General features: G+C 63.7%; 34 protein-coding genes and 1 pseudogene. 11 read left to right on the forward strand and 24 right to left on the reverse strand.

Annotated features, from left to right (window positions below; all coding sequences use genetic code 11):
• Positions 1-15: 15 nt before the first annotated feature.
• Entirely contained in the window at positions 16-645 is a 630-nt protein-coding gene (gene rdgB, locus HHL26_RS04410; RefSeq protein WP_066555186.1) for an RdgB/HAM1 family non-canonical purine NTP pyrophosphatase, read from the reverse strand.
• Between the two features lies 1 nt (position 646).
• On the reverse strand, positions 647-1363 hold the full coding sequence (rph, locus tag HHL26_RS04415; RefSeq protein WP_066555187.1) for a ribonuclease PH: 717 nt from the start codon (positions 1361-1363) through the stop codon (positions 647-649).
• Between the two features lie 97 nt (positions 1364-1460).
• Here rph and HHL26_RS04420 point away from each other — a divergent pair, with 97 nt between their 5' ends.
• The 5 genes and pseudogenes from HHL26_RS04420 (at position 1461) to HHL26_RS04440 (ending at position 4739) form a co-directional block, all read left to right on the forward strand.
• Positions 1461-1976 carry a DUF6438 domain-containing protein gene (locus HHL26_RS04420; RefSeq protein ID WP_066555188.1) on the forward strand — a complete coding sequence of 172 codons (516 nt, stop codon included), beginning with the start codon at positions 1461-1463 and terminating at the stop codon, positions 1974-1976.
• A 43-nt stretch (positions 1977-2019) separates the two neighbouring features.
• Positions 2020-3063 carry a heat-inducible transcriptional repressor HrcA gene (hrcA, locus tag HHL26_RS04425; protein WP_066555190.1) on the forward strand — a complete coding sequence of 348 codons (1044 nt, stop codon included), beginning with the start codon at positions 2020-2022 and terminating at the stop codon, positions 3061-3063.
• On the forward strand, positions 3060-3614 hold the full coding sequence (gene grpE, locus HHL26_RS04430) for a nucleotide exchange factor GrpE (RefSeq protein ID WP_066555193.1): 555 nt from the start codon (positions 3060-3062) through the stop codon (positions 3612-3614). The genes hrcA and grpE overlap by 4 nt, the downstream gene beginning before the upstream one ends.
• 219 nt (positions 3615-3833) lie before the next feature.
• Positions 3834-4457: a PadR family transcriptional regulator gene (locus HHL26_RS04435; protein ID WP_066555195.1), complete on the forward strand. Its 624-nt coding sequence runs from the start codon at positions 3834-3836 to the stop codon at positions 4455-4457.
• 3 nt (positions 4458-4460) lie between these two features.
• Positions 4461-4739, forward strand: a pseudogene (locus HHL26_RS04440) (DUF2218 domain-containing protein).
• Positions 4740-4930: 191 nt separating this feature from the next.
• Here the strand turns inward: HHL26_RS04440 and ruvC are convergent.
• From ruvC to HHL26_RS04465, 5 genes are all read right to left on the reverse strand, one after another.
• Positions 4931-5422 (reverse strand): crossover junction endodeoxyribonuclease RuvC, encoded by a 492-nt coding sequence (gene ruvC, locus HHL26_RS04445; protein WP_066555197.1) that lies wholly within the window; start codon positions 5420-5422, stop codon positions 4931-4933.
• Positions 5423-5606: 184 nt separating this feature from the next.
• Positions 5607-6350, reverse strand: a complete 744-nt coding sequence (locus HHL26_RS04450; RefSeq protein WP_066555199.1) for a YebC/PmpR family DNA-binding transcriptional regulator — start codon at positions 6348-6350, stop codon at positions 5607-5609.
• A gap of 67 nt (positions 6351-6417) precedes the next feature.
• On the reverse strand, positions 6418-6753 hold the full coding sequence (locus HHL26_RS04455; protein WP_197672766.1) for a heavy metal-binding domain-containing protein: 336 nt from the start codon (positions 6751-6753) through the stop codon (positions 6418-6420).
• Between the two features lie 26 nt (positions 6754-6779).
• A complete protein-coding gene (locus HHL26_RS04460) occupies positions 6780-7022 on the reverse strand; it encodes a DUF2312 domain-containing protein (protein WP_066555202.1) in 243 nt (80 codons plus the stop codon).
• A 39-nt stretch (positions 7023-7061) separates the two neighbouring features.
• The gene (locus HHL26_RS04465) at positions 7062-7361 is read right to left on the reverse strand and encodes a DUF1244 domain-containing protein (protein WP_066555205.1); all 300 of its coding nucleotides are present in this window, start codon (positions 7359-7361) and stop codon (positions 7062-7064) included.
• Between the two features lie 104 nt (positions 7362-7465).
• Here HHL26_RS04465 and pyk point away from each other — a divergent pair, with 104 nt between their 5' ends.
• On the forward strand, positions 7466-8923 hold the full coding sequence (gene pyk, locus HHL26_RS04470; protein ID WP_082748457.1) for a pyruvate kinase: 1458 nt from the start codon (positions 7466-7468) through the stop codon (positions 8921-8923).
• A gap of 78 nt (positions 8924-9001) precedes the next feature.
• Here the strand turns inward: pyk and HHL26_RS04475 are convergent, their stop codons facing one another.
• Both HHL26_RS04475 and ykgO read right to left on the reverse strand, forming a co-directional pair.
• A complete protein-coding gene (locus tag HHL26_RS04475; protein ID WP_066555210.1) occupies positions 9002-9634 on the reverse strand; it encodes an HAD family phosphatase in 633 nt (210 codons plus the stop codon).
• An 8-nt stretch (positions 9635-9642) separates the two neighbouring features.
• Entirely contained in the window at positions 9643-9768 is a 126-nt protein-coding gene (ykgO, locus tag HHL26_RS04480) for a type B 50S ribosomal protein L36 (RefSeq protein ID WP_004210176.1), read from the reverse strand.
• 198 nt (positions 9769-9966) lie between these two features.
• Here ykgO and HHL26_RS04485 point away from each other — a divergent pair, with 198 nt between their 5' ends.
• Together HHL26_RS04485 and HHL26_RS04490 are read left to right on the forward strand one after the other, a co-directional pair.
• A complete protein-coding gene (locus tag HHL26_RS04485; RefSeq protein ID WP_066561445.1) occupies positions 9967-10566 on the forward strand; it encodes a DUF4136 domain-containing protein in 600 nt (199 codons plus the stop codon).
• Positions 10563-11693: a M14-type cytosolic carboxypeptidase gene (locus tag HHL26_RS04490; RefSeq protein ID WP_066555213.1), complete on the forward strand. Its 1131-nt coding sequence runs from the start codon at positions 10563-10565 to the stop codon at positions 11691-11693. Before HHL26_RS04485 ends, HHL26_RS04490 begins: the two co-directional genes overlap by 4 nt.
• A gap of 41 nt (positions 11694-11734) precedes the next feature.
• Here HHL26_RS04490 and HHL26_RS04495 read toward each other — a convergent pair whose 3' ends face one another.
• From HHL26_RS04495 to HHL26_RS04540, 10 genes are all read right to left on the reverse strand, one after another.
• Positions 11735-12352 carry a MarC family protein gene (locus HHL26_RS04495; RefSeq protein ID WP_066555217.1) on the reverse strand — a complete coding sequence of 206 codons (618 nt, stop codon included), beginning with the start codon at positions 12350-12352 and terminating at the stop codon, positions 11735-11737.
• Positions 12349-13023, reverse strand: a complete 675-nt coding sequence (locus HHL26_RS04500; protein ID WP_066555219.1) for a hypothetical protein — start codon at positions 13021-13023, stop codon at positions 12349-12351. The genes HHL26_RS04495 and HHL26_RS04500 overlap by 4 nt, the downstream gene beginning before the upstream one ends.
• Entirely contained in the window at positions 13020-13913 is an 894-nt protein-coding gene (gene folD / locus HHL26_RS04505) for a bifunctional methylenetetrahydrofolate dehydrogenase/methenyltetrahydrofolate cyclohydrolase FolD (protein WP_066555220.1), read from the reverse strand. Before folD ends, HHL26_RS04500 begins: the two co-directional genes overlap by 4 nt.
• Positions 13910-14239, reverse strand: coding sequence for a DUF167 family protein (locus tag HHL26_RS04510; RefSeq protein ID WP_066555221.1), 330 nt, complete (start codon positions 14237-14239; stop codon positions 13910-13912). The genes folD and HHL26_RS04510 overlap by 4 nt, the downstream gene beginning before the upstream one ends.
• Positions 14236-14526 carry a YggT family protein gene (locus HHL26_RS04515; protein WP_007688568.1) on the reverse strand — a complete coding sequence of 97 codons (291 nt, stop codon included), beginning with the start codon at positions 14524-14526 and terminating at the stop codon, positions 14236-14238. The genes HHL26_RS04510 and HHL26_RS04515 overlap by 4 nt, the downstream gene beginning before the upstream one ends.
• Positions 14527-14805: 279 nt before the next feature.
• Complete coding sequence (gene argB / locus HHL26_RS04520) at positions 14806-15723, reverse strand: acetylglutamate kinase (protein ID WP_066555223.1); 918 nt, start codon at positions 15721-15723, stop codon at positions 14806-14808.
• Between the two features lie 25 nt (positions 15724-15748).
• On the reverse strand, positions 15749-16420 hold the full coding sequence (locus HHL26_RS04525) for a queuosine precursor transporter (protein WP_066555230.1): 672 nt from the start codon (positions 16418-16420) through the stop codon (positions 15749-15751).
• Between the two features lie 90 nt (positions 16421-16510).
• Positions 16511-17230 (reverse strand): dienelactone hydrolase family protein, encoded by a 720-nt coding sequence (locus HHL26_RS04530; RefSeq protein WP_066555232.1) that lies wholly within the window; start codon positions 17228-17230, stop codon positions 16511-16513.
• A gap of 137 nt (positions 17231-17367) precedes the next feature.
• Positions 17368-18384, reverse strand: coding sequence for a 50S ribosomal protein L11 methyltransferase (locus HHL26_RS04535; RefSeq protein ID WP_066555235.1), 1017 nt, complete (start codon positions 18382-18384; stop codon positions 17368-17370).
• 126 nt (positions 18385-18510) lie between these two features.
• On the reverse strand, positions 18511-19842 hold the full coding sequence (locus HHL26_RS04540) for a methyl-accepting chemotaxis protein (RefSeq protein ID WP_176392446.1): 1332 nt from the start codon (positions 19840-19842) through the stop codon (positions 18511-18513).
• A gap of 285 nt (positions 19843-20127) precedes the next feature.
• Here HHL26_RS04540 and sdhC point away from each other — a divergent pair, with 285 nt between their 5' ends.
• From sdhC to sdhA, 3 genes are read left to right on the forward strand one after another with little or no spacing between them, the layout of a single operon-like run.
• Positions 20128-20523 carry a succinate dehydrogenase, cytochrome b556 subunit gene (gene sdhC, locus HHL26_RS04545; protein WP_066555236.1) on the forward strand — a complete coding sequence of 132 codons (396 nt, stop codon included), beginning with the start codon at positions 20128-20130 and terminating at the stop codon, positions 20521-20523.
• On the forward strand, positions 20523-20912 hold the full coding sequence (sdhD, locus tag HHL26_RS04550; RefSeq protein WP_066555238.1) for a succinate dehydrogenase, hydrophobic membrane anchor protein: 390 nt from the start codon (positions 20523-20525) through the stop codon (positions 20910-20912). Before sdhC ends, sdhD begins: the two co-directional genes overlap by 1 nt.
• Complete coding sequence (gene sdhA, locus HHL26_RS04555; RefSeq protein ID WP_066555241.1) at positions 20912-22714, forward strand: succinate dehydrogenase flavoprotein subunit; 1803 nt, start codon at positions 20912-20914, stop codon at positions 22712-22714. The genes sdhD and sdhA overlap by 1 nt, the downstream gene beginning before the upstream one ends.
• A gap of 284 nt (positions 22715-22998) precedes the next feature.
• Here the strand turns inward: sdhA and HHL26_RS04560 are convergent, their stop codons facing one another.
• From HHL26_RS04560 to HHL26_RS04580, 5 genes are all read right to left on the reverse strand, one after another.
• Complete coding sequence (locus HHL26_RS04560; RefSeq protein WP_169575894.1) at positions 22999-23208, reverse strand: hypothetical protein; 210 nt, start codon at positions 23206-23208, stop codon at positions 22999-23001.
• A complete protein-coding gene (locus HHL26_RS04565) occupies positions 23205-24023 on the reverse strand; it encodes a DNA adenine methylase (RefSeq protein ID WP_169575895.1) in 819 nt (272 codons plus the stop codon). The genes HHL26_RS04560 and HHL26_RS04565 overlap by 4 nt, the downstream gene beginning before the upstream one ends.
• Positions 24024-24169: 146 nt before the next feature.
• On the reverse strand, positions 24170-24922 hold the full coding sequence (locus tag HHL26_RS04570; RefSeq protein WP_169575896.1) for a hypothetical protein: 753 nt from the start codon (positions 24920-24922) through the stop codon (positions 24170-24172).
• Complete coding sequence (locus HHL26_RS04575) at positions 24919-25281, reverse strand: hypothetical protein (protein ID WP_169575897.1); 363 nt, start codon at positions 25279-25281, stop codon at positions 24919-24921. Before HHL26_RS04575 ends, HHL26_RS04570 begins: the two co-directional genes overlap by 4 nt.
• Positions 25278-25568: a hypothetical protein gene (locus HHL26_RS04580; protein ID WP_169575898.1), complete on the reverse strand. Its 291-nt coding sequence runs from the start codon at positions 25566-25568 to the stop codon at positions 25278-25280. Before HHL26_RS04580 ends, HHL26_RS04575 begins: the two co-directional genes overlap by 4 nt.
• Positions 25569-25592: the final 24 nt, after the last annotated feature.

Below are 25592 nucleotides of genomic sequence, written 5' to 3' on the forward strand. Positions count from 1 at the left end.
CTAAAGAGGCGCTCGTCAGAAAACCGTCGCCACCAATTGCGCGAAGGCATCGGCTCGGTGGCTCATGCCGTGCTTCTTCTCCGGCTCCATTTCTCCGAAGCTGATGCTGTGACCATGCGGCTGGAAGATCGGATCATAGCCGAAACCCTTGTCCCCGCGCGGCGGCCAGGTGATGGTGCCGTCGACGCGACCTTCGAACACCTCCACATGCCCGTCGGGCCAGGCCAGCGCCAGAGCGCAGATGAAGTGGGCGCCATGTCCCGCATCCGGTCCCTGAGCCTGGATATTGTCCCAGACGAGCTGCATGGCGAGGCTGAAATCCTTCGTCTCGCCAGCCCAGCGGGCGGAGAAGATGCCCGGATCGCCGTTTAGCGCCTCGACGCACAGGCCGCTGTCGTCCGCCAGGGCGGGCAGGCCGGAGAGGTCCGCCGCCTGCATCGCCTTCAGCTCCGCATTGGCGACGAAGGTCGTGCCGGTCTCGTCGGGTTCGGGCAGGTCCAGCGCGGCGGCGGAGACCGTCTCTATGCCATAGGGCGCCAGCAGCTCGCCAATTTCGCGCACCTTGCCGGGATTGTGGCTGGCGATCACCAGCTTGCCCGGCCCCAGCTTGCGGATCGCCTGTTCCTGTCCGAACTCGTCGCTCATCTTATCGTCCCGTAGCCTTGTCCTGCGCCGCGAAGATCTGCGCGCAGCCGATGCGGGCGAGGCGCAGCAGGCGCAGCAGCTCTTCCTCATCATAGGTAGCGCCTTCCGCGGTCGCCTGCACCTCGGCAAATTTGCCGTCGCCGGTCAGGATCAGATTGGCGTCGGCCTCGGCATTGCTGTCCTCGACATAATCGAGGTCGAGAACCGGCGTGCCTTTGTAGATGCCACAGCTTATCGCCGCGACCTTCTGCACGATGGGGTCTTCGGTGAGGGCGCCCGAAGCGAGCAGCTTGTCGATGGCGATGCGCAGCGCGACCCAGCTTCCCGAAATGGCGGCGGTGCGGGTGCCGCCATCGGCCTGGATCACGTCGCAGTCGACGACGATCTGGCGCTCGCCCAACTTGGCCAGGTCGACCACGGCGCGCAGCGAGCGGCCGATCAGCCGCTGGATTTCCTGGGTGCGGCCGGACTGCTTGCCCTTGGCGGCTTCGCGGCTGCCGCGCGTGTGGGTGGCGCGGGGCAGCATGCCATATTCCGCCGTGACCCAGCCCGAACCCTTGCCACGCAGGAAGGGCGGCACCTTTTCCTCGATAGAGGCGGTGCAGAGAACGCGGGTATCACCGAAGCTGACGAGGCAGCTACCTTCGGCATGGATGGTGAAGCCGGGCTCCATGGTGATTTCGCGCATCTGGTCGGGCGCGCGGCCGGAAGGACGCATAAATTTTCTTCTCCGAAGCGTTGTGTTGGTGCGGCTTAGCGGCAGGTGTGCAGTCTTGCCAGTGGCGATCGAGTCGAAAGATGGTAGAGAGTGGGGCATGGGGACGAAAGCGATAGTTATGTTGGCGGCCACCGCACTGCTGGGCGGTTGCGCGACGGAACAGACCGAACTGGAAAAGCCGACAAAGGTTGGCGACACCATTCGTTTTTCCGCCGGTCCCTGTTTTGGAGCTTGCCCCAGCTACACCCTGCGCGTGACGCCGGACGGGTCGGGCCTGATCGAGCCGGAGCGCTTCACCGCCGTGCCGGGGCCAACGCGCTTTACCGTGACGCCAGTGCAATATCGCCGCTTCCGCGCCGCGCTGGCGCAGTTCCGGCCCGCGTCCGGCACCGTCAAGCGAATCACGCATGGGGAAAATTGCACTCGCTTCGCGACCGACATGCCCGGCTATGTCATCGAATGGACCCATGGCGAGGCGCAGCCCACGCGGCTGGAATTCCAGTCGGGCTGCATGGACGCAAGCTATGGCAAGTTGCGGGCGACGATCGCATCCATCCCCCGGATGCTGGATATCGCCGCGATGGTGAAGCCAACCCCCGCCAAGGGCAAATGAGCGTGGGCTTGAGCGCCGCCCGCTGCTTGCCTAGATAAGCGTCATGGCGGTCACCCCGATCACCGAGCTTAACGAGCGCGCGCGCGACGTTTTCCGTCTGGTGGTCGAGAGCTATCTCGGCACCGGGCTGCCGGTCGGCTCGCGTACGATCAGCAAGATCGCGTCGCTCAGCCTGTCGCCTGCGTCCATCCGCAATGTGATGCAGGATCTGGAGGAGCTCGGCCTGCTCGCCGCGCCGCATACTTCGGCGGGGCGGATGCCGACCGAAACTGGCCTCAGGCTTTTCGTCGACGGCATGATGCAAGCGGCGGAGCCATCCGTTGAGGAACGGCGCGCGATCGAGGCGGGCATTTCCGAGGGTGGACCGATCGAGGAGGCGCTGTCGGCGGCGACTGCTGCGCTGTCCGGCCTGTCCGCCTGCGCCGGGATCGTGATGGTGCCCAAGCGCGAGCCGGTGCTGCGGCAATTCGGCTTCGTGCCGTTGAACGAGCGGCAGGCGTTGGCGGTCTTGGTGGGGCAGGACGGGTCGATCGAGAATCGCGTGGTCGACCTGCCGCTGGGCATCACACCGATGATGCTCAATGAAGCGGCCAACTTCATGTCGGCGCGCTTTGGCGGGCTGACGCTGGCGCAAGCGGGGGAGGCTTTGCAGCGCGAGCTGGAGCATGAACGCCATGCGCTCCAGGGCGCGGCGCGGGAGCTGGTGGAGCGCGGCATCGCGATCTGGTCGCAGGATGCCGATGAGCGTCCCGTATTGATCGTGCGCGGCCAGGCGCATCTGCTGGATGACGGAACCGCCGCCGATCTGGAGCGGGTGCGGCAATTGCTTGAACAGCTGGAGGGCAAGCAGGAAATTTCGCGGCTGCTGGAAAGCGCGCTGGCGGGCAGCGCGACCAAAATCTTCATCGGATCGGAAAACAAGCTCTTTTCCCTTTCGGGTTCTTCGGTCATAGCCGCGCCTTACCGGGGCGGTGACGGCCGGGTGGTCGGCGTGGTCGGCGTAATCGGCCCCACGCGCTTGAACTATGCGCGGGTGATCCCCATGGTGGACTTTACCGCACAGACGCTGTCGAGATTGATGAGATGAGCGAAGACAAACAGAATATCGAGAATACCGAAGTCGTGGATGAACTGCCCGAGGATGCGGCGCCTGCTGGCGACGCGGCGGCGGAGCGGATCGCCGCGCTAGAGAATGAACTCGCGACCGCCAGGCAGGACGTGCTCTACGCCCATGCCGAAACGCAGAATGTGCGGCGGCGGCTGGAAAAGGAACTGGCCGACGCGCGCGCCTATGCCGCGACGGCCTTTGCCCGCGACATGCTGTCGGTGGCGGACAATCTGGCGCGCGCGCTCCAGACGATCCCCGCCGACCTGCGTGAGGATGAGAAGTTCAAGGGGCTGGTGGTCGGTCTGGAAGCCACCGGGCGCGAGTTGGAGGCCGTTTTCGGCCGCAACGGTATTGAAAAGCTGGTGTCGGTCGGTCAGCCGCTCGACCCCAACAAGCATCAGGCGATGATGGAAGTGCCCTCCGCCGATGCCGAACCGGGCACGGTGCTGGTGGAAATGCAGGCGGGCTACACGATCAAGGATCGGCTGCTGCGCCCGGCGCTGGTCAGCGTGGCGAAGAAGCCCGACTGATCTCAGGCTCCTTGCGAGATAAAAGGCCCGCCGAACCAATGTTCGGCGGGCTTTTTTGTTTGCCGGCGCGTGGCTCTGCTACCCGCTCCTGCCTTCGCAGGAGCCCGCGAGTTTTCCGGCAGGCGTCTCTTCGATATAAAAAGATATATCGTAAATCTTGACGTTCGCTATTTTTAAGATATATCTCAAACCATCATAAATCAGTTTGAAGGTTCACATATGCATTTTCATCATTCTCACCACGGCGGACGTCGCGGCTTTGGCTATGGCCGTTTTGCCAGTCCGGAAGGCTTCGATCGCGGCGGCTTCGGCGGTCGTTTCGGGGACGGACCGTTTGGAGGTGGCCGGGGCGGACATTTTGGTGGCGGTCGGGGCGGTGGCCGCCGTCGTCTGTTCGGCAATGACGCGCTCAAGCTCATTCTGCTCAAGCTCATCACGGACAATCCGCGCCATGGCTATGACCTGATCCGCGAGATTGAAGCGCTGTCGGGGGAGGTTTACGTGCCGAGTCCCGGCGTCGTTTATCCGACCCTGACCTTGCTGGCGGACATGGGTCTGATCGCTGAACAGCCGGGCGAAAGCAGCCGCAAGCTGTTCGCGATTACCGAAGCGGGCACCGCCTATCTGGCCGATCATGACGAAGGCGTGAAGCTGGTAATGGATCGTCTGGGTTCGCTTGCTCAAAAGGCGGAACGCACGGATGGCGCGCCGATCCGGCGGGCGATGCACAATCTGGGCATGGCGGTCCGGGCGCGGCTCGAAAAGGAAGGGGCCGACGCTCAGACCATGTTCGACGTCGCGTCGCTGATCGACGAGGCCGCCAGCAAGATCGAAAGGCTGTAACCCATGGTGTTGACCGCTCATGTTCCGACCGCCAGCGCCAGCCGCTCTCTTCAGCAGCTATGCAAGCATTGAGGCCACAAGTTCGAAACCGAATTTGATGCGCAGCAGGGCGTGATCGCCTTTCCCATGGGGTCGATCCGGATGGCGGCGGGGGCGGAAGCGCTCACCGTCACCATCGAACCGCAGGAGGGCGCTGATGTCGAGCGCTTCAAGCAGGTGGTGGCGGACCATCTGGACCGCTTTGCCTTTCGGGAGGCGCCGTTGACTTTCGATTGGCAGTAATGGGTGGAGAGCGGACGGTAGGCTTAGCGCTTTTTCTTGAAGCGCATCGTGCTCCTGCGAAGGCAGGAGCCCAGTTCCTACGGTGCGATGATCCACAAGCGGCGGAACTGGGTTCCTGCCTTCGCAGGAACACGGATACGATCAATGTCTTGGAATGGCCACTTCCTGATACCTATTGCGAAGGCGCCGCCTTACTTGCGCGGAATCCGACGCGCGCTCGCCAGATGATGGGCGTGTGTAATGGCAACCGCCAAAGCATCCGATGCATCCGGCCCCGCGACTTTCGCGCCGGGGAGAAGGCGGGACACCATGGCGTGGACTTGCTCCTTGGAAGCATTGCCGACGCCGACGACTGATTTCTTGACCAGCCGGGCGGCATATTCGCCCACTTCCATGCCGGATCGCGAGGCTGCGAGCAGCACGACGCCGCGCGCCTGCCCCAATTTCAGCGTGGATTGCGGATTCACGTTGACGAACACTTCCTCGACCGCGGCGCCATTGGGCTGATGTTCGAGGATCAGGTCCGTCAGCGCCAGATCCAGCACCAGCAGGCGCGATGCCAGCGCCATCTCCGAATCGGTCTTGATCTGTCCATTGGCGATATGGGTGAGGCGATTGCCGTCCGCGGCGATCAGTCCCCAGCCGGTGGTGCCGAGACCGGGGTCGAGGCCAAGGATGATCATGATCTTTTCCTCGCCGCTTCAAGGGAGAGGATAGGGGCGCTTAGCAGCTTGCCGCCTAGCGAAACTTGGAGAGGGGCGATGCAACGATCGAATGCAGCGCTCCCGCCTCTCCCAACTTCGCCCAGGCGGCAGAACCGCCAAGGCTGCGTAACCCTCTCCCTCGCGGGGAGAGGGACGCGCATCGTCAACCCAGCTTCTCCATGACCTCGTCCGAAACCTCATAATTGCCCCAGACGGTCTGGACGTCGTCATCTTCTTCCAGCGTGTCGACCAGCTTCATCAGCGTCGCGGCGTTGCTTTCGTCGACTTCGACGGTGGTCTGCGGTCTCCAGGCGAGCTTGGCGCCTTCAGCCGGACCGAGCTTGCCTTCCAGCGCCTTGGCGACTTCATGTAGCGCGTCCATGGCGGTCCAGATTTCATGCTCGTCTTCGTTCGAGGACACGTCTTCCGCGCCCGCTTCCAGAGCAGCTTCGAAGATCGCGTCGGCATCCCCCGCGCTCGCCGGATAGGTGATGAGGCCCATGCGGTCGAAACCGTGGCTCACCGCGCCCGACGCGCCCAGATTGCCGCCATTCTTGGAGAAGGCGGTACGTACATTGGTCGCGGTGCGATTGCGATTGTCGGTCAGCGCTTCCACGATGATCGCGACGCCGCCGGGGCCATAGCCCTCATAGCGGATTTCCTCGTAATTCTCCGTGTCGCCGCCGATCGCCTTGTCGATGGCGCGCTGGATATTGTCCTTGGGCATGGACTGCGCCTTGGCGGCGTTGATCGCCAGGCGAAGGCGCGGGTTCATGTCCGGGTCGGGCATGCCCATTTTCGCCGCCACGGTGATTTCGCGGCTCAATTTGGAGAACATCGAGGAGCGCTTCTTATCCTGCGCGCCCTTGCGATGCATGATGTTCTTGAATTTGCTATGGCCGGCCACGGCCTGCTCCTAAACTTGTCTGTGATCCGAAGCGCGCTCTCTAGCGGGCGCGCCCGGCAAGCGCAACTCAGACAAGGATCGCGGTGCCTGAGGCCGTCACCATCAGCATCGATCCGCTTGAACCCACCGTCTCATAATCGAGATCGACGCCGACCACCGCATTGGCTCCCAGCGTTGCCGCACGAGTGCGCATTTCGCTGATGGCCTGTTCGCGGGCGCGCTGGAGCACATCCTCATAGGCGCCCGAGCGCCCGCCGACGATGTCGCGCACGCTGGCGAACAGGTCGCGAAAGAGGTTGGCGCCCACGATCACCTCGCCGGTGACGATGCCGAGATATTCCTTCGCGGGCCGGCCCTCCAGAGAAGGGGTGGTGCTGACGATGATCTCGGAATTTCCAGGCATCGGGACGCTCTCCTTGGTTTGTGGGGTTATTCCAGCCCAAGCGCCGTTTTGTATGTATCCAGCAGCGCTTCGGCTTCCATCCGGGCGTTGCGCTCCATCTTGCGCAGGCGCACGATCGACCGCATCGTCTTCACGTCATAGCCATTGGCCTTGGCCTCCAGATAGACGTCCTTGATGTCGTCCGCGATGCCCTTCTTTTCCTCTTCCAGACGCTCGATGCGCTCTATGAAAAGGCGTAGCTGTTCGGCGGCGACATTGCCATCGCTCATGAGAATCTCCAGTCAGTGTGAATCGGTCGGGACACGCTCCTAATGGCTGTCGGCGTTCTTCGCCACACTCTCCTGCATGCGGGCGATCTGTTCCGGCGTCGTTTCGCTCTGATAGCGGGCCTTCCATTCGCCAAAGGGCATGCCGTGGACGATCTCCCGCGCTTCATCCTTGCCGAGAGTGCCGTCGGCCTCGGCAATCCAGTCGGCCAGACAATTGCGGCAGAAACCCGCCGCGCCCATCAGGTCGATATTCTGAACGTCGGTGCGGTGCTGCAAATGCGCCACCAGCCGTCGGAAGGCGGTTGCGGCAACCGCGTCGCTGAGTATGTTGTCGCTCACGGCGAACCCTTTCGCTGATCTACATCATCCTGTCGTGCAGCACGGATAATCGAAAACCGCGCCCTGGCAACCCAGAGGCGACCATGACGGTCAGGAGTTTGAGAATGACAAGATTACCGCCCCGTTCGCGCAAGGTCCGCATCCTCGCGACCCTTGGGCCCGCGAGCGACAGCCCGGAGATGATCCGGGCGCTGTTCGTGGCCGGGGCAGACGCTTTCCGCATCAATATGAGCCACGGGGCGCATGAGGATCATGCCGCGCGCATCGCGGCGATCCGGTCGCTGGAGAAGGAATTCGGCCGCCCGACGACGATCCTGGGCGACCTGCAGGGACCAAAGCTGCGTGTGGGCACCTTCGAGCGTGGACTGGCGGTGCTGGAAACCGGCGCTGCCTTCGTCCTCGATAGCGATCCGGCGCCGGGCGATGCCAGCCGCGTGAACCTGCCGCATCCGGAGATTTATGCCGCGCTGGTGCCGGAAACCCGGCTGCTGCTGGACGACGGCAAGATGGTGCTGCGGGTCAAGAAGGTGGCGGAGGATCGCATCGACACGGTAGTCGAGGTCGGCGGCACGCTGTCCAACCGCAAGGGCGTCAATGTGCCGGACGTGGTGGTGCCGGTGCCGGCGCTGACGGAGAAGGACCGGCGCGACCTCAGCTTCGCGGTGGAGCAGGGATGCGACTGGATCGCCTTGAGTTTCGTGCAGCGGCCCGAGGATCTGGCCGAGGCGCGCAAGCTGATGGGCGGCCATGGCGCGCTGATGGCGAAGATCGAGAAGCCCTCCGCCGTGCAGCGGCTGGAGGAGATCATCGAGCTGGCCGATGGCGTGATGGTGGCGCGTGGCGATCTGGGCGTGGAGCTGCCGCCCCAGGCTGTGCCGCCGCTCCAGAAGCAGATCGTGGCGCTGGCCCGGCGCATGGGGCGGCCTGTCGTGGTGGCGACGCAGATGCTCGAATCGATGATCAAGGCGCCGACGCCGACCCGCGCCGAAGTGTCGGACGTGGCGACGGCCGTCTATGACGGGGCGGACGCGATCATGTTGTCGGCGGAGACGGCGGCGGGCGACTGGCCGGTCGAGGCGGTGACGATGATGGACAGCATCGCCCATAGCGTGGAGCGCGATCCGGGCTATTTCGGGCGCCTGCACTATACGGAGACCAAGCCCGATCCGACGACCGCCGACGCACTGGCGGAGGGCGCGAGCAGCATCGTGTCGGTGGTCGGGGCAAGCGCGATCACCTGCTTCACCTCCTCGGGCAGCACCGTGCGCCGCGTGGCGCGCGAGCGGCCGATGACGCCGATCCTGGCGCTGACGCCGCGGGCGGACACGGCGCGCAAGCTGGGGCTGACCTGGGGCGTGCATGCGGTGCGGACCAAGGATATCGGCACGTTCGAAGAAATGGTCGGCAAGGCCCGGCGCATGGCGCTGCGGCATGACATGGTCGGGAAGGGCGGCAAGATCGTCGTGCTGGCGGGGGTGCCCTTCGGGACGCCGGGGTCGACCAATGTGTTGCACGTCGCGGCGATTCGGGGGGATGAGCTCAGAGGGCGGGACGAGAGCTGATTGGGGACGGGGTGGATGGAGGTGCCCCGGTCTTCATCCGTCATGTTGAACAAGTTCAGCATGACGGGTGGTGGTTGGCTATCCTTGCGCGCTGAATGGGGCGTCGATCAGGCCCAGCGCGGCGAGTTCGTCCCGCAATGTGGCTGCATCGCGAAACAGGTGCCCGCGCATTCCCTCTGCCTCCGCCGCTATCACATTTTCTTCCCGGTCGTCGATGAACAGCGCTTGTGCCGCGTGCAGGCCGAATCGCTCAAGCGCTAGCCGGTAGATGGCGGGATCGGGCTTCACCACCTTTTCCACGCCAGAGACGACGATGTCGCGGAAGGGCGCAAATAGTGCGGCTTCGCGGGCATGGAAGGGCGGCCAGAATTCATCGCTGAAATTGGTGATCCCGAAGAGCGGGATGCCGCAGTCGTCCAGTTCACGGACGATTTCCTGCATGCCCGCGATCGCTGGCCCCACGCTGTCGATGAACTGCTCGCCCCAGAGGCGAATCAGGTCGGCGCGCTCTGGATGACGGGCGATCAGTTCGGCGCTGGTTTCCGCGAAAGGGCGGCCCCGATCATGCTGCAAATGCCAGTCCAGCGTCACCACATCGTTGAGAAACGCGTCGAGCGCCTGATCGTCGTCGATCAGGCGCTCATATAGAACCCTGGGGTTCCAATGGTAGAGGACATTGCCGACGTCGAAGATGACGGCGGCTATCCCCACCCCGCTAATCAGCCCTGGCGGGCCTTGAAGCGGCGGTTGGTCTTGTTGATGACATAGGTGCGGCCGCGACGGCGGATCACGCGGTTATCCCGGTGACGGCCCTTGAGCGACTTGAGCGAATTGCGGATCTTCATGGAACCAGCCTTTGAATGAATCTTGCGTGATCGAAAAATCGAAGCGCAGCCCCTATGGGCGAGGCAGCCGAAAGTCAAGGGTAACTACCGCAATTCGCCGCCGTTCATCCCCCATGCAGCAAAGCCATGGCTTCAACGCTTTTAGGGGATTGGCGGCGCGGTGTCGTGTAGAGGATGATATCCTTCGGAGTTCAAGCCATGTTGAAAAAGATCGCCTTTCCTTCCCTGTTGGCCCTTTCCCTGAGCGCCTGCGCCACGGCCATTCCGGCGGTGGAGGTGACGCGATTCCATATCGACAATCCGGCGCGCAGCGGGACGGTCGCCATTGAGGAAATGGCGGGCAATCCCGATGTCGGCCTTGAATTCCGCACCTATGCCGCCGCCGTGGACCAGGAATTGCAGCGGGTGGGCTTCACCCCCGCCAGGGAAGGGGCGAAGAGCGACTATGTCGCGCTGGTGGGCTTCCGCCGAATCTTCCGCGAACCCAGCAGCTATGGCGCCAATGGCAAGCCGGTGAGCGTCGGCGTGGGTGGGGCCGTGGGCAGCGGCGGCTATTCGGGGCTTGGCCTGGGCATCGGCATCAATCTGTCGGGCAAGCCCAAGGGGCAGGTGATCACGGAATTGCAGGTGCAGATCCGCCGCCGGGCCGATTCGACCACCATCTGGGAAGGCCGCGCGCAGACCGAGGCGCGTGAAGGAACGCCCGCCTCTCAACCCGGTCTGGCGGCGCAGAAGCTCGCGGCGGCGCTTATCGGGGGCTATCCGGGAGAATCGGGCCGGACTATAACCGTCAAATGAGCATCTCCATCACCAGCGCTTTCGACAGCGGCAATATTCGCGTTATTTCCCTTGATGATAGCCCGGCAGGCGTTCGCGCCGAGCTGGAGATCGTCAAGGACCGGCAGAGCGACTTCTACCAATGGTTCCACTTCCGCGTGGCTGGCGTGGCCGGGCGGGAAGTCGAGCTGGCGATCACCAATTGCGGCGCGTCGGCCTATCCCGATGGCTGGCCCGGCTACAAGGCGCGGCTCAGCGAGGATCGGGAGAACTGGCTGCTGGTGGACACCAGCTATGCCGATGGGACGCTGACGATTCGCCTGTCGCCGGATGTCAATGCGGTCTGGCTCGCCTATTTCGCGCCCTATTCGATGGAGCGGCACCATGATCTGGTCGCCTGGGCTGCGTCCCAGCCGGGGGTGGAGCATCGGGAACTGGGGCTGACGCTCGACAAGCAGCCGCTCGACCTGCTGGTGGTGGGCGAGGGGCCGAAGAAGGTCTGGCTCTATGCCCGGCAGCATCCGGGCGAGAGCATGGCCGAATGGTGGATGGAAGGCGCGCTGGAGCGGCTCTGTGATGAGGAGGATGCCGTGGCGCGGCTGCTGCGGAAAAAGGCGACCTTCTACATCGTGCCGAACATGAATCCCGATGGCAGCCGTCGCGGGCATTTGCGGACCAATGCGGCGGGGATCAACCTCAACCGCGAATGGCATGAGCCATCAATGGAGAAGAGTCCCGAGGTTTTCCTCGTGCGGGGGGCGATGGACGAGGTCGGGGTGGACTTTGCCATGGACGTGCATGGCGATGAGGCGATCGCGGCCGTGTTCCTGGCCGGGTTCGAGGGGATTCCCTCGATCACCGAGCGACAGTTGACCCTATATCGCCGTTACCGCGATACGCTCGCTGCCCGGACGCCTGATTTTCAGACGAAGAAGGGCTATCCTTCCGCGCCGGAGGGCAAGGCGAACCTGTCCATGTCCACCAACCAGTTGGCCGAGCGCTTCGGCGCGGTGGCGATGACGCTGGAAATGCCGTTCAAGGATAATGACGACCTGCCCGATGCGGACTTCGGCTGGTCGCCGGCGCGGTCGATCCAGCTCGCCAAGGATTGTCTGGGTGTGCTGGTGGAGATGATCGGAGAGATCTGACCCGACAGGATTTTTCCAGGACGGAAAGAGGCAAACTTCCCCTAAAAACTTGCCTTCAGCCCGTCGATCACGAACTGCGCGGCCAGCGCCGCCAGCAATACGCCGAGCAGCCGGGTGATCACCGCCTCGATCTTGGCGCCCAGCAGCGCCATGATCGGCCCGGCCGCCAGCAGCGATCCCAGCATCAGCATCAACGTCACGACCACCGCGCCGATCACGACCAGCCGTTCGCTGATCCCCTCAGCGCGCGACATCAGCAGCATGACCGTGGCGATCGATCCCGGCCCGGCGATCATCGGCATCGCCATGGGAAAGACCGACACATCTTCGACTTCCGGCGTTTCCGCGATCTTCTGCGCCCGGTCCTCACGCCGCTGGGTGCGCTTTTCAAACACCATGTCCATGGCGATAATGAACAGCATGATCCCGCCCGCAATGCGGAAGCTGTCCAGCTCGATCCCCAGCACGCCGAGCAACTGCTTGCCCCAGAGCGCGAACAGCAGGAGGATCGCCGCCGCGATGCCTACGGCGCGAATCGCCATGCCGCGCCGCTGAGCCATGGTCGCGCCGGTGGTGAGGCTGGCATAGATCGGCGCGCAGCCCGGTGGATCGATCACCACGAACAGCGTGACGAAGGCGGAGATGAACAGCTCCGTCATCCGCCCGCCGCCACCTTGTCGTCGATCACGGTTTCATAATCCGCGCCGTTCCACATGCGCACGGTCACGCGGCGGCTGCCGTCCGTCGCGACGTCGGCGCTCCAGGTCAGGCTGTCGTCGCCGGACATCGGCGGCGTCTCGCCCTTGTCCGGCTTGCCGCCTGGCGGCGGGCCGACGGGCCGGGAACCCTCCCCGTCGCGGCTCCGCTTGCAGGTAGCGACCTTGCCAGTCAGGAATTCCGGCGCTTCACGGGCAATGGCGAGCGTGTCGCCATGGTCCATGATCCACTTCCATTCGCCTTTCTTGTCGCGCCGCCAGATGGTGGTGAAATAGCCGACCGACCCGTCCGGCCTTTTCCAGTTGCCGGTGCTGGCGGCCAGATTGCCGTCGCAGGACACGATGATGGTCGAAGCTGTCCAGCTTACCGAGGCAGGCGGATCGGCGCGGCCCTTGAGCCACTGCTTCGCCAGTACCCGTTGCGGCGTGAACATCACCGCCTCGTCCGCCGCCGTCTCGCGGAAGGCGGTCCATTGCCCCTTCTGCTGCGCCAGCCGGTTGAAGGCGAGTTCGGCGGCAAAGACGGAGCTGGGATCAGGCTGATAGCGCATCGGCGGGCGCGCGCCCGTCAAGGCCAAAAAGGTTAGGGCAAGAAACGCACAGCGCGCCTTCACACCCCCTCCGGCTTCGCCAGACCTGCCCGCGCATGCGCCGCCACCAGCGTATTGCGCAGCAGCACCGCGATGGTCATCGGCCCGACGCCGCCGGGAACCGGGGTGATGGCGCGGACATGGGCAAGCGCCTCGGCAGTGGCGACGTCGCCGACGATCCGGCTTTTGCCGTCCTCCGTATCGGTGACGCGGTTGATGCCGACGTCGATCACGGTCGCGCCGGGCTTGATCCACTCGCCCTTGACCATCTCGGCCCGGCCCACCGCCGCCACCACGATGTCGGCGCGATGCACGACCGAGGCGAGATCGCGGGTCCGGCTGTGCGCGATGGTGACGGTGCAATTTTCCGCCAGCAGCAATTGCGCCATCGGCTTGCCCACGATGTTCGAGCGCCCCACGACCACTGCTTCCAGACCCGACAGATCGCCCAGTTCATCCTTCAGCAGCATGATGCAGCCCAGCGGCGTGCAGGGCACCAGCGCCTCCTGCCCCGTCGCCAGCCGACCCGAATTGACGACATGGAAGCCGTCCACATCCTTGGCCGGATTGACCGTCCCGATCACCGAGGCTTCGTTGATATGGGCAGGCAGCGGCAACTGGACCAGAATGCCGTCCACCCGCTCGTCCGCATTCAGTTCCTCGACCAGATCGAGCAACTCTTCCTCACCGATGGAGGCGGGGAGCTTGAACTCCATGCTCTCCATGCCGACGGCGACGGTCATCTTGCCCTTGTTGCGGACATAGACCGAACTCGCCGGGTCCTCGCCCACCAGCACCACCGCCAGTCCCGGTTTTCTCCCGGTTTTCGCGATAAAGGCCGCCACCCCGTCCGCGACCTTGCCGCGGAGCGTCTCTGCGAACGCCTTGCCGTCGATGATCTTGCCGATGGTCATGATGCTTCAACCTGTTCCTTGATGATGGCGGAAAGTCTTGCGAACGACAACAGCTCACCGCCCCCCTTGATCCGCAGCCGCTTTAGCCGGTTGGTGTCACCCGATTCCAGCGAAATCGCGCTGCGCGGCCAATCCAGCCGCTTCGCCAGCAGAGCGATCAGCGCCGCATTGGCCTTGCCCTTTTCCGGCACGGCGCGAACGCGGGCACCCAGCCACTGCGCACCCTTTTCATCCGTCCAGACGCCGCCGATCTCCTCCTTCGTTGCCCCCGGCGTCAACCGGATGGAAAGGACGAGATCGCCGCCGTTCTGGCTCCAGACCGTCACACCAACCCGAAAAGCGGCGGCAATATGGCCTGGCGGATGATGAGAATGCCCAGCAGCACGACCATCGGGGACAGGTCGAGCGCGCCCAGATCGGGCAGCACCCGGCGGATCGGATTGTAGATCGGCGCCGTCATCCGATCCAGCGCGACCATCACCGTGCGCACGAAGTCATTGGAAAGATTGACGACATTGAAGGCGATCAGCCAACTCATAATGGCCTGAATGATGATGATCCACCACAGCACATCGAGCAGGATGACGATGATCTGATAGAGGGCGTAGGCCATGCGATCTCCGAATTGATGGGAATTCGCTCTAGCCGACGGGATGCCCGCGCCACAAGCGCCGAACCGGATTATTCCACCAAATGCAGGGCTTGTTCGGCCAAGAGCATGGATTTCACCAAGCCGCCATTATACCGCCATGCCATGGACTTTCGCGACGCCACCCTGGATGACGCCCCGGACTGGTGGTCGAGAATACGCAAAAGCTTGGCCCCGATGGCCGAACCCAGCCGGAGCAGCGCTATCATTGGGCTGATCCGGCGGTGCTGATCAAAAAGCCGATTACCGGCGCACTAAAGTCCCCGCACCGCGATCGGTGAAGATTTCCAGCAGCATCGCATGCGGCACCCGCCCGTCCAGGATGACGGCGGCGTCCACCCCGCCCTCAACCGCGCGCACGCAGGTTTCCAGCTTCGGGATCATGCCGCCGCTGATCGTGCCGTCGGCCTCCAGCCCCTCGATCGCCTTGGGATCGAGATCGGTCAGCAACTGCCCCTGCTTGTCCAGCACCCCCGCCACATCGGTCAGCAGGAAGAAGCGCGACGCGCCCAGTTCCGCCGCGATCGCGCCCGCCATGGTGTCGGCATTGACGTTGTAAGTATGCCCATCAGCGCCGATGCCCACCGGCGCGACGACGGGGATGATGCCGTCCCGCGACAGCGTGTCGAGGATGCTGCGGTCGACCTTCACCGGATCGCCGACGAAACCCAGGTCGACATTGCGCTCTATGCCCGAATTAGGGTCCGCTTCGCGCTTGCCCAACACCTTTTCGCAGAGGACCAGGCCGCCATCCTTGCCCGAAATGCCAACCGCCCGGCCGCCGGCGCCGGCAATCCAGCCGACGATTTCCTTGTTGATGGAACCGGCCAGCACCATTTCGGCAATCTGCGCGGTTTCCTTGTCAGTGACGCGCAGCCCGCCGACGAACTGCGATTCCACGCCCAGCTTCTTGAGCATCGCGCCGATCTGCGGCCCGCCGCCATGAACGACGACGACATTGATGCCGACCGCCTTCATCAACACGACGTCTTCGGCAAAATCGCGCGCCGCCTCGGGATCGCCCATGGCATGGCCGCCATATTTGACGACGAAGGTCTTGCCCGCATATCGCTGCATATAGGGCAGTGCCTCGACGAGGGTTTCGGCCTTGGCGAGGAGCGCCGGATCGGGGGCGTGCTTGCTGTTCATGCGCGGGCGCATAGGGCCAATGGCGCGCTATCGCAAGTTAGCGATCCAATCGCCGTCCCAAAGCGACCAGCGCATAGATGACCGGAGGCACCAAAATGGCCGATAGAGCAACCTTCGCCAGCATCTGCCCCAGCAGCAGTTCCCCGATCGGAAAGACGCCGTAAAAGGCGATGGAAACGAAGAGAAGCGTGTCCGCGATCTGGGAGAGGATGCTCGCCACCGCCGCGCGCAGCCAGAGCAGGCGGCTGTCCTTCCGCCCCTTGAGCGCCGCGAAGAGCGTGACATTCAGAGTTTGCGAAATGCCATAAGCGATGATCCCGCCCAGCCAGATGCGCGGTGTGCCGCCCATCATCAGCGCAAAGGCGTCGCGCCGGGCCGGGTCCATGTCGCCCGCCGCCGGGACGGACAGCACGACGATCGAGAGCAATATGGAAGCGATCAGCGGCAGGAACCCCACCTGCACCAGCCGGTTTGCGACCGCCCGGCCATGCAGTTCCGCGACGGCGCTGGAGATCGTCACCAACAGCAGGAAAGCGAAGATTCCGGCCTCCACCGCCAGTGGTCCCAGACCGAACCACGGCCCTATGGCGGAAAGCGGCCCCAGCGTGACCTGCTTGTTCCCCAGCACGCCCGCAATGCAGACCATGCCGCCATAGAAGATCGAAAAGACGAAGAGCGAACGCGCAATCGGCGTGGGAGGGGAAGCCATTGCAGGCACTTACCGGCATTTCATCGGAGTGGGAAGGGATAGGAGCTAACCGGTTTTGGCTATTCCGTTCCCTTACCCTTAGCTACCGGTTCATCCAAAGAGATCGCCCAGGAAATCGGCCATCGAGCGAAAGCTGCGGTGGTCGGCGTCCGGTTGATAGGCCAGGCTCCTTTCCGGCATGTTTGCGTCATGGTCCGTAAAGGCGTGGCCGGTGTGCCCATAGGCGTGAATCTGCCAGTCGCAGCCCGCTTCGGTCAGTTCTTTCGCCAGAGCGACGGTGGCTTCCGGTGGCGCGATCGGGTCGTCCCAGCCGTGGCAGATCAGCAGCCTGGAAGTGATCTTCGCGTTCGGGAAGGGGGGCGCTTCATAGACGCCGTGGAAGCTGACGCCGCCCGCTATGTCCGCGCCGGAGCGGGCGAGGTCCAGCACGCATTTGCCGCCAAAGCAGAAGCCGATCGCGGCGGTGCGGGTTTCGTCGGCTTCGTCGAGGGATTTCAGCAGGGCATGGGCGGCGTTGACGCGATCACGCAGCAGGGTGCGGTCGGCGTTCAGTTCGGCCATGTAGCGGCCCATGTCGGGATCGGCGCGGGTGGTGCGCTTGCCCTGGCCGAAGACATCCGTGACGAGGACAGTATATCCCAGCGCCGCGACCTTTTCGGCATAGGCGAAATCGGCTTCCTTGGTGCCCAGGACATTGGGGAAGAGCAGGATGCCGGGGCGCGGGGCGCTCGCGCTGTCATCGAACACCACCATGCTCTCGAACTGGCCGCCGGGACCTTCATGCACGGTGACGCGGCGGGTGATGGTCATGGGGTGGTTCCTTGTTTTGGGGATGGGGCAGGATGCGACATTAGGATGTCGTGAAGGATCGGCAAGGGGGGAGGGTTTCGGCCACAGGTGGATATTGATGACGGAAAAGAATGGCCGCTATCCACCCCTCCTAAATGTCAAAGGCTACCAAATCCCGGTGCTTCGCCACGGGCGTTGCTGTCGATGCGGGTCGGGCGTTTCCAGCCGATCCGGGGGCGTTTGCGCAGGCGCAGCGTCGGCCAGTCGCCCCTGTCGGTGCGTTCGGCCAAGCGCATGCCCTGGGCCCGATAGGCGGCCAGAACTGCATCGGCCTGTTCCTTGAGCAAGCCTGCCAGGATGATAGTGCCGCCTTCCTCCACCAGCGCGCAGAGCGATGGGGCGAGTTCGATCAGCGGGCCGGCCAGGATATTGGCGATCAGCAGGTCATAGGGCGCGCGCGTGGCGATGGCCGGGTGATCCACCCCCGCCGCCGTATAAAGAGCAAGCTGTCCCTGGCCCCTCCCGGTCGCGATGCCGTTGGCGGCGGCGTTTGCCGCGCTGATCTCTACGGCGACCGGATCGATGTCCGATGCCGTGGCATAAGCCCGTGGCCAAAGGTGCAGCGCGGCGAAGGCAAGCAGGCCGGTGCCGGTGCCGACGTCCGCGACATTGCCGAACCGCATGCCGACGCGGCGCATCCGGTCGAGCATGATCAGGCAACCCGCCGTGGTTTCATGCTGGCCGGTGCCGAAGGCGCGGCTTGCCTCGATCAGGAAATTGACATGGCCTGACGCTTCCGGGTCGCCGGGAAGGTTGCGGACGTGGAAGCGGCCTGCGGTGACGGGTTCCAGACCCTGCTGGCTCAACGTCACCCAATCTTCGTCGGGGAGCTGTTCGACCTGTGGCTTGGTGCCGGCGGCGCTGGGGACCAGGGATCGGAGCAGCTTGATCGCGGCGGGGCTGGGCTGGCCTTCGAAATAGGCGTCGAGGCGCCATTTGTCTTCATTGTCCGGTTCCGCCTCGCTGGTCATCAGCACGGGCGGGCGATCCATCAGGGCGAAGGCGGCGATGTCGCCGTCCAGCGCCTCAGCCTCGGCGCGGGTGCAGGGGAAGGTGACTTTCCAGCTTTGCGCCTTGGCTTCGCTGGGCGCGGAAGGGGTGGCAACATCGTTCATGCCGCCGCCTTTAGACCTTTGGAGGAAAGAGGGGAAGCGGAGTAGATGGCGGACATCATTTCCGTCATCCCAGCTTTCGCCGGGATGACCATATTATCAACGTCCCCTATTGGCCCCAACCGGCCGTCAGGCCACTTGGCGGCCAAAGTCGGAAGAGGCGGCGCGCAGGCTGGAGAGCTTGCCTTCCACGCTCATGAAGCCGCGTTCGAGCTGGTCGATTTCCGACGCGACCACTTCGGTATCCTGGCGGATCGCGCTGATGGTCGAGGACATGGAGTCGGCGGCCAGCGCGGTTTCGTCCACCGCCGCGGTGATCATCGTGACCGTCTGGGCCTGCGCGTCCATGGCGTGGCGAATGCGTTCGGCGCTGGCCTGAACCTCGCCCACCGTGTTGCGGATGCGTTCGTTGGTTTCGACCGACTGACGGGTCGAGGCCTGGATGTCAGCGATCTTGCCCGCGATCTCGTCCGTGGCGCGGGCGGTCTGGTTGGCGAGGCTCTTTACCTCCTGCGCGACCACCGCGAAGCCGCGCCCGGCATCGCCAGCCCGGGCCGCCTCGATCGTGGCGTTGAGCGCGAGCAAATTGGTCTGGCCCGCAATGTCGCGGATCAGGCCCAGGATCGATTCGATCGATTTCGCATGGTCGGACAGGGTCGTGGACATGGCGACGGCATCGCCCGACTGGCGGGCGGCGCGCTGGGCGACGTCGGCGGCGCTCTCAACCTCGGTCCGGGCATCCTCGATGGCGCGGATCAACCCCGCCGAGGTGCGGGCGGCTTCGCGCATGGCCAGGGCGGATTGTTCGGCGGCGGCGGCGACTTCCGACGCCTTGCCCAGCATGCCGCGCGTGGCGGCGGAGGCATCCTTCGCCTGTTCGCGCAGCGATTCGCCCAGTTGCGAGGCGCCGTCTATCTCCCCCACGATCCGCTGTTCGAACATCGTGCCGAAACGCTGGCGCTCGTTGCGCTGGGCTTCGGCTTCGTCGCCGGCGATGACGTTCGCCATCAGCCCGGCATCGACCATGCTGACCTGCATCATGATATGGACCAGCCGGCGGCGTTCCGCTTCCTCCTCCGTACGCTGCCAGATAAGGTCGATCAGCTTTTCATTGGCGGCGGCCACGGGCATCAGCACCGCGCGCAAAGGAGCGCCTTGCTTGCGGGCGTGACGGACGCAGGCAATCGAGGAAATCGCCCATTCGCCCGCTTCATAATAGCCAAGCTTCTGGCGCACATATTCATGCGCCTCCGTCTCTATCTTGGCGAGCGTGGCCGGGCTGAGCTTTGCTTTGAGGTTCGTCTGCTCGACATAGCTGTCGTAGAAGGTGCGCGCCGCCACCGTCACGTTTTCGCCCACCAGATCGCGAACCTGGCGCAATCCCTGCGCCAGTTCTCCATGCGGATCGACCTCCCTCATCATCGCAAGGATGGTGCTTTTGGGCGTGGCGGCTGAAGTCATGTGCGGCAGAACCCCAAATTAGTCTCGTTGTAGCGTCGGGAGATAGCGCCATTTGGTTAATCACTTCTTAGGGCCGACCGACATTCGGCGCCAAAGGCTTGTTCAACGGCGATTACGTGCGCTTTGGGCGACGAAAAAGCCGTATTTCCGGCTTGTGATCATCGGAATGCGGAGTGGCCCGGATCGCGATCGACTGGTCGCTGGGTCAGGGCGGCTTGCCCTCTTGGCGGTTCGCTCCTAAGGGGACGGGACTCGAGGGACAAACATCAGGGACGTAGGGAAGATATGGCGCGAACCACGAGCCGGCCGCTCTCGCCGCATTTGACGATCTGGAAATGGGGGCCAGCCATGGCCGTCTCCATCATGCACCGCGTGACCGGCAACGGTCTGGCGACGGCGGGGGCATTGGGTCTGGTCTGGTGGCTGATGGCCGCCGCTTCAGGGCCGGAAGCCTATGCGACCTTCGTGAAATGCGCGACTTCGCCTATCGGCTATCTGGTGATGGCGGGGCTGAGCTGGTTCTTCTTCCAGCATCTCTTTTCGGGGCTGCGCCACTTCGTGCTCGACATGGGCGCGGGCTATGAGCTGAAGAACAACAAGATGTGGTCGCTGCTGACCTTTGTCCTGTCGACGCTCGCCACCCTGGCCTTCTGGGCCGCCATCTGCACGGGGAAATTCTGATGGGTACCGGAACCGGAATCGGCCGCGTTCGGGGTCTTGGCTCGGCCAGGCACGGCGCGCATCACTGGCTGGCGCAGCGTTATACCGCCATCGGCAACCTGCTGCTGGTGCTGTGGCTGCTGTTCAGCCTGATCGCCCTGCCGGGCCTCGATTATCAGAGCGTCACTGGCTGGATCGCCCATCCGCTGGTCGCCGTGCCGCTGATGCTGATGATCGTCAGCATCTTCATGCACCTGCGCCTCGGCATGCAGGTGATGCTGGAGGACTATGTCCATGACAAGGGTCTGGCCTTCTTCTCCATGCTGGTGCTGAACTTCTATGCCTTTGGCGGCGCGGCCGCGGGCGTCTTCGCGATCGCCAAGATCGCCTTCACGGGGATCGTCAAATAATGAGCGAAGCCTACAAGATCATCGACCACACCTACGACACGGTCGTCGTCGGTGCTGGCGGCTCCGGCCTGCGCGCCACCATGGGCAGCGCCGAGGCGGGCCTGAAGACCGCCTGCATCACCAAGCTGTTCCCCACCCGCTCGCACACCGTTGCGGCGCAGGGCGGCATCGCGGCTTCGCTGGGCAACAATTCGCCCGACCACTGGACCTGGCACATGTACGACACCGTCAAGGGGTCGGACTGGCTGGGCGATCAGGACGCGATCGAATATATGGTGCGCGAAGCGCCGGCGGCCGTGATCGAGCTGGAACATGCCGGCGTGCCGTTCAGCCGCAACGAGAATGGGACGATCTACCAGCGTCCCTTCGGCGGCCACATGCAGAATATGGGCGCTGGCCCGCCGGTGCAGCGCACCTGCGCCGCCGCCGACCGTACCGGCCACGCCATGCTGCATGCTCTGTATCAGCAGAGCCTGAAATATGACGCCGATTTCTACATCGAATATTTCGCCATCGACCTCATCATGGAAAATGGCGAGTGCCGGGGCGTGATCGCCATCTGCATGGAAGATGGCTCGATCCACCGCTTCCGCAGCAAGGCGGTCGTGCTGGCGACCGGTGGCTATGGCCGTGCTTACTTTTCCGCCACCTCGGCGCATAGCTGCACCGGCGACGGCGGCGGCATGGTGCTGCGCGCGGGGCTGCCGCTTCAGGATCTGGAGTTCGTGCAGTTCCACCCGACCGGCATTTACGGCGCGGGCGTGCTGATTACCGAGGGCGCGCGCGGCGAGGGCGGATACCTCACCAACTCCGAGGGTGAACGCTTCATGGAGCGTTATGCTCCATCGGCGAAAGACTTGGCGTCGCGTGACGTCGTGTCGCGCTCGATGGCGATGGAAATGCGCGAAGGGCGCGGCGTGGGTCCGAACAAGGATCACATCTTCCTGCACCTCGATCATATCGATCCCAAGGTGCTGGCGGAGCGTCTGCCGGGCATCACCGAAAGCGGCAAGATTTTCGCGGGCGTCGACCTGACCCGCCAGCCGCTTCCCGTGACGCCGACCGTCCACTACAATATGGGCGGCATCCCCTGTAACTATCATGGGCAGGTGGTGACCAAGGTCGGCGACGATCCGGAAGTCGTGGTCCCGGGCCTCTACGCGGTCGGCGAAGCGGCCTGCGTGTCGGTCCACGGCGCCAACCGCCTGGGTTCCAATTCGCTGATCGACCTTGTCGTGTTCGGTCGTGCTACGGGTCTGCACCTCAAGGAAACGATCAAGCCGAACGGTTCGCATCGTCCTTTGCCGAGCGACGCCGCCGATCTGGCGCTGTCGCGTTTGGATCATTATCGCAACGCCAAGGGCGGCTCGCCAACGGCGAAGATCCGTCTCGAAATGCAGCATACCATGCAGAGGCATGCCGCCGTGTTCCGCGACAGCGCGCTGTTGGCCGAAGGCGTCACCAAGATGGCTGAGGTCAATCAGAGCATGCAGGATGTCGGCGTGTCCGATCGCTCGCTGATCTGGAACACCGACCTGATCGAGACGCTGGAACTGGACAACCTCATGTCCCAGGCAGTCTGCACTATGGTGAGCGCGGAAAACCGCAAGGAATCGCGCGGTGCTCATGCGCATGAGGACTTTCCCAACCGCGACGACGGCGAATGGATGAAGCACACCGTAAGCTGGTTCGAGGGCTGGGGCGGCAAGGGCGGCAAGGTGACGCTCGATTACCGTCCGGTGCACGATTACACGCTCACGGACGAAGCGGAATATATCAAGCCCAAGGCCCGCGTTTACTGAGACGCGCTGCCAGCAAGACAAGAAGAGGGCGGGCCGCAAGGTTCCGCCCTTTTTCTTTGGAACGGAGGCGGGATCGTCTTCCGCTTGCCGAGCCACAGGCGGAGTTTGTGGTAGCGGGGGTGGTTCAACGTCATGTCCGGAACCGACCATTTCACGCCGAAGTTCACAGTGTACGCGCGCGTGCCTGCGCGCGCGTATGCGGGGTGACGCGATATGTCGGACGTTTCAAAGAGGTGAAGCGCGACAAAAGCTTTCATAGTGCGAGACAAGAGTTTCTGTAGCACTCAATCCCGACGGAGGATGCCCCAGCTCGCCCCCGCGTCGAAGGCCATCACCCCTCCATCCGCGAGGGTAATGGTGATCAAACCCTTGACCACCTCACCGCTGATCGAATGGATGCTGTAGCTTTGGCCATTCAGCAGAACGTCGATGGCTTTACCGTCCTTCAGCGTGGCCTCAGCATAGTTCAGCATCCAAGCGATCGACTTTTTCATACGTCCTCCGAGTTTGGCCCTCTGATAACCAGCTCGCGAGCCGCCGTCACCTTGCCGCTTACTCGATAGTTCAGCTCCACCGGCTCGATCGACGCCCAGGCGAATATCTCCCGCACTTCTGGCACATCATTGATCGACAGGATGAAGCGCCCCTTAGCGATCCGTAAGAGGCCGCTCAGACGCTCGAAATCATCCTCTGAGAAGACGCTGCGACCATAGTCGTCCGTGCAACCCCAATATGGCGGGTCGAGATAGAACAGGGTGTGCGGGCGGTCGTAGCGCGGGATTAGGCGATCATAGGACAGCCGCTCGATCGTGACCGATGCCAGCCTCTCATGAACATCCTCCAGCATCGGTACCAGCTTGGTCAGGTCGAACCTCGCCGGGCCGGTGGTGCTAGTCCCGAACGTCCGCCCCATCACCTTCCCGCCAAACGAGAGGCGCTGGATGAAAAGGAAGCGCGCCGCCCGCTCCAGTTCGGTCAGGGTTTCCGGCTCGACCTTCACCAGCCGCTCGAAATCCGCCCGGCTGGTGATCTGCCATTTCAACACGTCGAGCAGCTGCTGATAGTGCCGCTGGAGCAGGCGGAAGAGGTTGGTCACATCCGCCGAAATGTCGTTGATCACCTCGGCCTTCGGCCGCCGATCGCGGCGAAAGAAGATGCCGCCCATCCCCACGAACGGTTCCACGTAGCAATCATGGGGCGTCGCGGCGATCACCGGCACCAGCCGGGAAGAGAGCGCACGCTTGCCCCCGATATAGCCCGCGAGCGTCCGCACAGGCGCCACAGGCGAGAGCGTTTCCAATTCCTTCATCTTTGCACCCCAAAAGCCCGGCCGCCGGGGTGCCCGGTGGCGGGGATCAACTGCGCCTGATCAGCGCTGAGATGCAGGAGCGTAGCCTGCGGTTAAGGGGTGTTAGCGCACCCCTTGCCCCCCGTCAGATCGGCGGGTTGCGAATCCTATGCCCAGTCGATCACCATGCCCGCGTGCTTATATTCGCGGGCATTGGCTCTCTCGAATGGCTGAAGGCGGTCAAAGACGCCGTAGTGAATGGCGTCGTTCATCCCGCTGGTGAGATCATTATCCTCGACAAGGACGACCGGCCTGCGAATCCCGCGATCCTTCTCGATCGACCAGAGGCGGTTTCGCTCCGTTTCGCTGAGATCGATGAATGAGAAGGCGAACTGGGATTTGACGACACCGTCACCGATCCCGAAGCCGCCACCCGGCAAATCCTGTCTGGCGCCGACATCAACTGCGGTACGGCCGTTGCCGAATTCGCGATGCTTCTCGAAGGCCAGCCCCACCACCAGCGCGCCGACGTAAAGTGGCGACGCGCCCGCCTGGGCCAAAGTGAGGCGAAAATAGCGGGCAGTCACTGGATCAGCGATGCGAGCAAAGACATGGTGGCGCGGACCTTCGCTGTCAGCCGCCCGCATCGGGCCGGATGCTTTGATGACGGTCAGGCCGGTGCCAAGCCCGGTGCCCGACGCGATCGTCCAGGCCGCCGCCGCTGCTGCGTTCGTGTAGCCCAGATAGAAACTATCGACCGTAACCGCCGCGCCCATGTCGATGTCCATGGTCAGCGAGGCCGTGGACGGCGCGATCCATGCTTCGTTTGGGTCTTCCGTCCTGAGATTGTCCGCACCCGATCCGGCGACCGTGGGAGTCGCCGCGATCGGCAGCGGTTTGACGATCAGCACGCCGCTCATGCCAGTTTCCTCAATACGGTCAGGTTTGTCAGTTCCACGCCATCCTGCTCCTTGGCGCCCAGAACAAAGACGGTGGCCCCAGTCGCATAGCCCGCCCTCTGCGCGACGAGCGTGACGGGCCGCGCAAACAGATCGATGCGCAGCCCCTGCACTTGGAGGACTTCGACCACCATCGGCACGCCGAAAAGGTCGAGCTGGCGAGAGGCTTCCTCTTCCGCGTCTGCCTTCTCCGCCAGCGCCGAAACGCTTTCACCCGCCGCCGCCAGCTCGCCCCAGGCATCTTCCAGCGCGGACGAGCTGATGACGGCATTCAAACATGCCGAACGAAGCCAAGCCCCGAAATCGGCATCGACATTCATTCCGGCTCACCCACCAGCGCCGACACGCGGGCCAGTTCCTGGTCGATAATGCCGGGCACGGCACGAATGACGGTGATGACATTGCTGATCTGCACATGCGCCAGATCGCCCGCTGGCAGTTGGGCAAGGAGCGGCTCCAGTTCGTCCGCCAGCGCGGCGGTGGAGGGCTGCTGCAAGAGCGCGTGAGCGGCCTGCAACGGCGCGACGGTGGAGGCGGCGATCTGCCGGTCCAATTGGGCGCGCTGGGCCTGCAATTCGGTCAGCGATGGGGAAGTCAATTCGGACACATTCATTCTCCTCTTACGTGAAAC

Origin of the sequence: Sphingobium sp. TB-6 (assembly GCF_012927365.1) — a bacterium.
Lineage (GTDB): Bacteria > Pseudomonadota > Alphaproteobacteria > Sphingomonadales > Sphingomonadaceae > Sphingobium.

Bases quoted from the DNA above. Each gene is read 5' to 3' on its own strand.
- rdgB (WP_066555186.1), bottom strand. From the start codon at position 645: ATGAGCGACGAGTTCGGACAGGAACAGGCGATCCGCAAGCTGGGGCCG.
- rph (WP_066555187.1), bottom strand. From the start codon at position 1,363: ATGCGTCCTTCCGGCCGCGCGCCCGACCAGATGCGCGAAATCACCATG.
- HHL26_RS04420 (WP_066555188.1), top strand. From the start codon at position 1,461: ATGGGGACGAAAGCGATAGTTATGTTGGCGGCCACCGCACTGCTGGGC.
- hrcA (WP_066555190.1), top strand. From the start codon at position 2,020: ATGGCGGTCACCCCGATCACCGAGCTTAACGAGCGCGCGCGCGACGTT.
- grpE (WP_066555193.1), top strand. From the start codon at position 3,060: ATGAGCGAAGACAAACAGAATATCGAGAATACCGAAGTCGTGGATGAA.
- HHL26_RS04435 (WP_066555195.1), top strand. From the start codon at position 3,834: ATGCATTTTCATCATTCTCACCACGGCGGACGTCGCGGCTTTGGCTAT.
- ruvC (WP_066555197.1), bottom strand. From the start codon at position 5,422: ATGATCATCCTTGGCCTCGACCCCGGTCTCGGCACCACCGGCTGGGGA.
- HHL26_RS04455 (WP_197672766.1), bottom strand. From the start codon at position 6,753: ATGCCTGGAAATTCCGAGATCATCGTCAGCACCACCCCTTCTCTGGAG.
- HHL26_RS04460 (WP_066555202.1), bottom strand. From the start codon at position 7,022: ATGAGCGATGGCAATGTCGCCGCCGAACAGCTACGCCTTTTCATAGAG.
- pyk (WP_082748457.1), top strand. From the start codon at position 7,466: ATGACAAGATTACCGCCCCGTTCGCGCAAGGTCCGCATCCTCGCGACC.
- ykgO (WP_004210176.1), bottom strand. From the start codon at position 9,768: ATGAAGATCCGCAATTCGCTCAAGTCGCTCAAGGGCCGTCACCGGGAT.
- HHL26_RS04485 (WP_066561445.1), top strand. From the start codon at position 9,967: ATGTTGAAAAAGATCGCCTTTCCTTCCCTGTTGGCCCTTTCCCTGAGC.
- HHL26_RS04490 (WP_066555213.1), top strand. From the start codon at position 10,563: ATGAGCATCTCCATCACCAGCGCTTTCGACAGCGGCAATATTCGCGTT.
- HHL26_RS04495 (WP_066555217.1), bottom strand. From the start codon at position 12,352: ATGACGGAGCTGTTCATCTCCGCCTTCGTCACGCTGTTCGTGGTGATC.
- folD (WP_066555220.1), bottom strand. From the start codon at position 13,913: ATGACCATCGGCAAGATCATCGACGGCAAGGCGTTCGCAGAGACGCTC.
- HHL26_RS04515 (WP_007688568.1), bottom strand. From the start codon at position 14,526: ATGGCCTACGCCCTCTATCAGATCATCGTCATCCTGCTCGATGTGCTG.
- argB (WP_066555223.1), bottom strand. From the start codon at position 15,723: ATGCGCCCGCGCATGAACAGCAAGCACGCCCCCGATCCGGCGCTCCTC.
- HHL26_RS04525 (WP_066555230.1), bottom strand. From the start codon at position 16,420: ATGGCTTCCCCTCCCACGCCGATTGCGCGTTCGCTCTTCGTCTTTTCG.
- HHL26_RS04530 (WP_066555232.1), bottom strand. From the start codon at position 17,230: ATGACCATCACCCGCCGCGTCACCGTGCATGAAGGTCCCGGCGGCCAG.
- HHL26_RS04535 (WP_066555235.1), bottom strand. From the start codon at position 18,384: ATGAACGATGTTGCCACCCCTTCCGCGCCCAGCGAAGCCAAGGCGCAA.
- HHL26_RS04540 (WP_176392446.1), bottom strand. From the start codon at position 19,842: ATGACTTCAGCCGCCACGCCCAAAAGCACCATCCTTGCGATGATGAGG.
- sdhC (WP_066555236.1), top strand. From the start codon at position 20,128: ATGGCGCGAACCACGAGCCGGCCGCTCTCGCCGCATTTGACGATCTGG.
- sdhD (WP_066555238.1), top strand. From the start codon at position 20,523: ATGGGTACCGGAACCGGAATCGGCCGCGTTCGGGGTCTTGGCTCGGCC.
- sdhA (WP_066555241.1), top strand. From the start codon at position 20,912: ATGAGCGAAGCCTACAAGATCATCGACCACACCTACGACACGGTCGTC.
- HHL26_RS04560 (WP_169575894.1), bottom strand. From the start codon at position 23,208: ATGAAAAAGTCGATCGCTTGGATGCTGAACTATGCTGAGGCCACGCTG.
- HHL26_RS04565 (WP_169575895.1), bottom strand. From the start codon at position 24,023: ATGAAGGAATTGGAAACGCTCTCGCCTGTGGCGCCTGTGCGGACGCTC.
- HHL26_RS04570 (WP_169575896.1), bottom strand. From the start codon at position 24,922: ATGAGCGGCGTGCTGATCGTCAAACCGCTGCCGATCGCGGCGACTCCC.
- HHL26_RS04575 (WP_169575897.1), bottom strand. From the start codon at position 25,281: ATGAATGTCGATGCCGATTTCGGGGCTTGGCTTCGTTCGGCATGTTTG.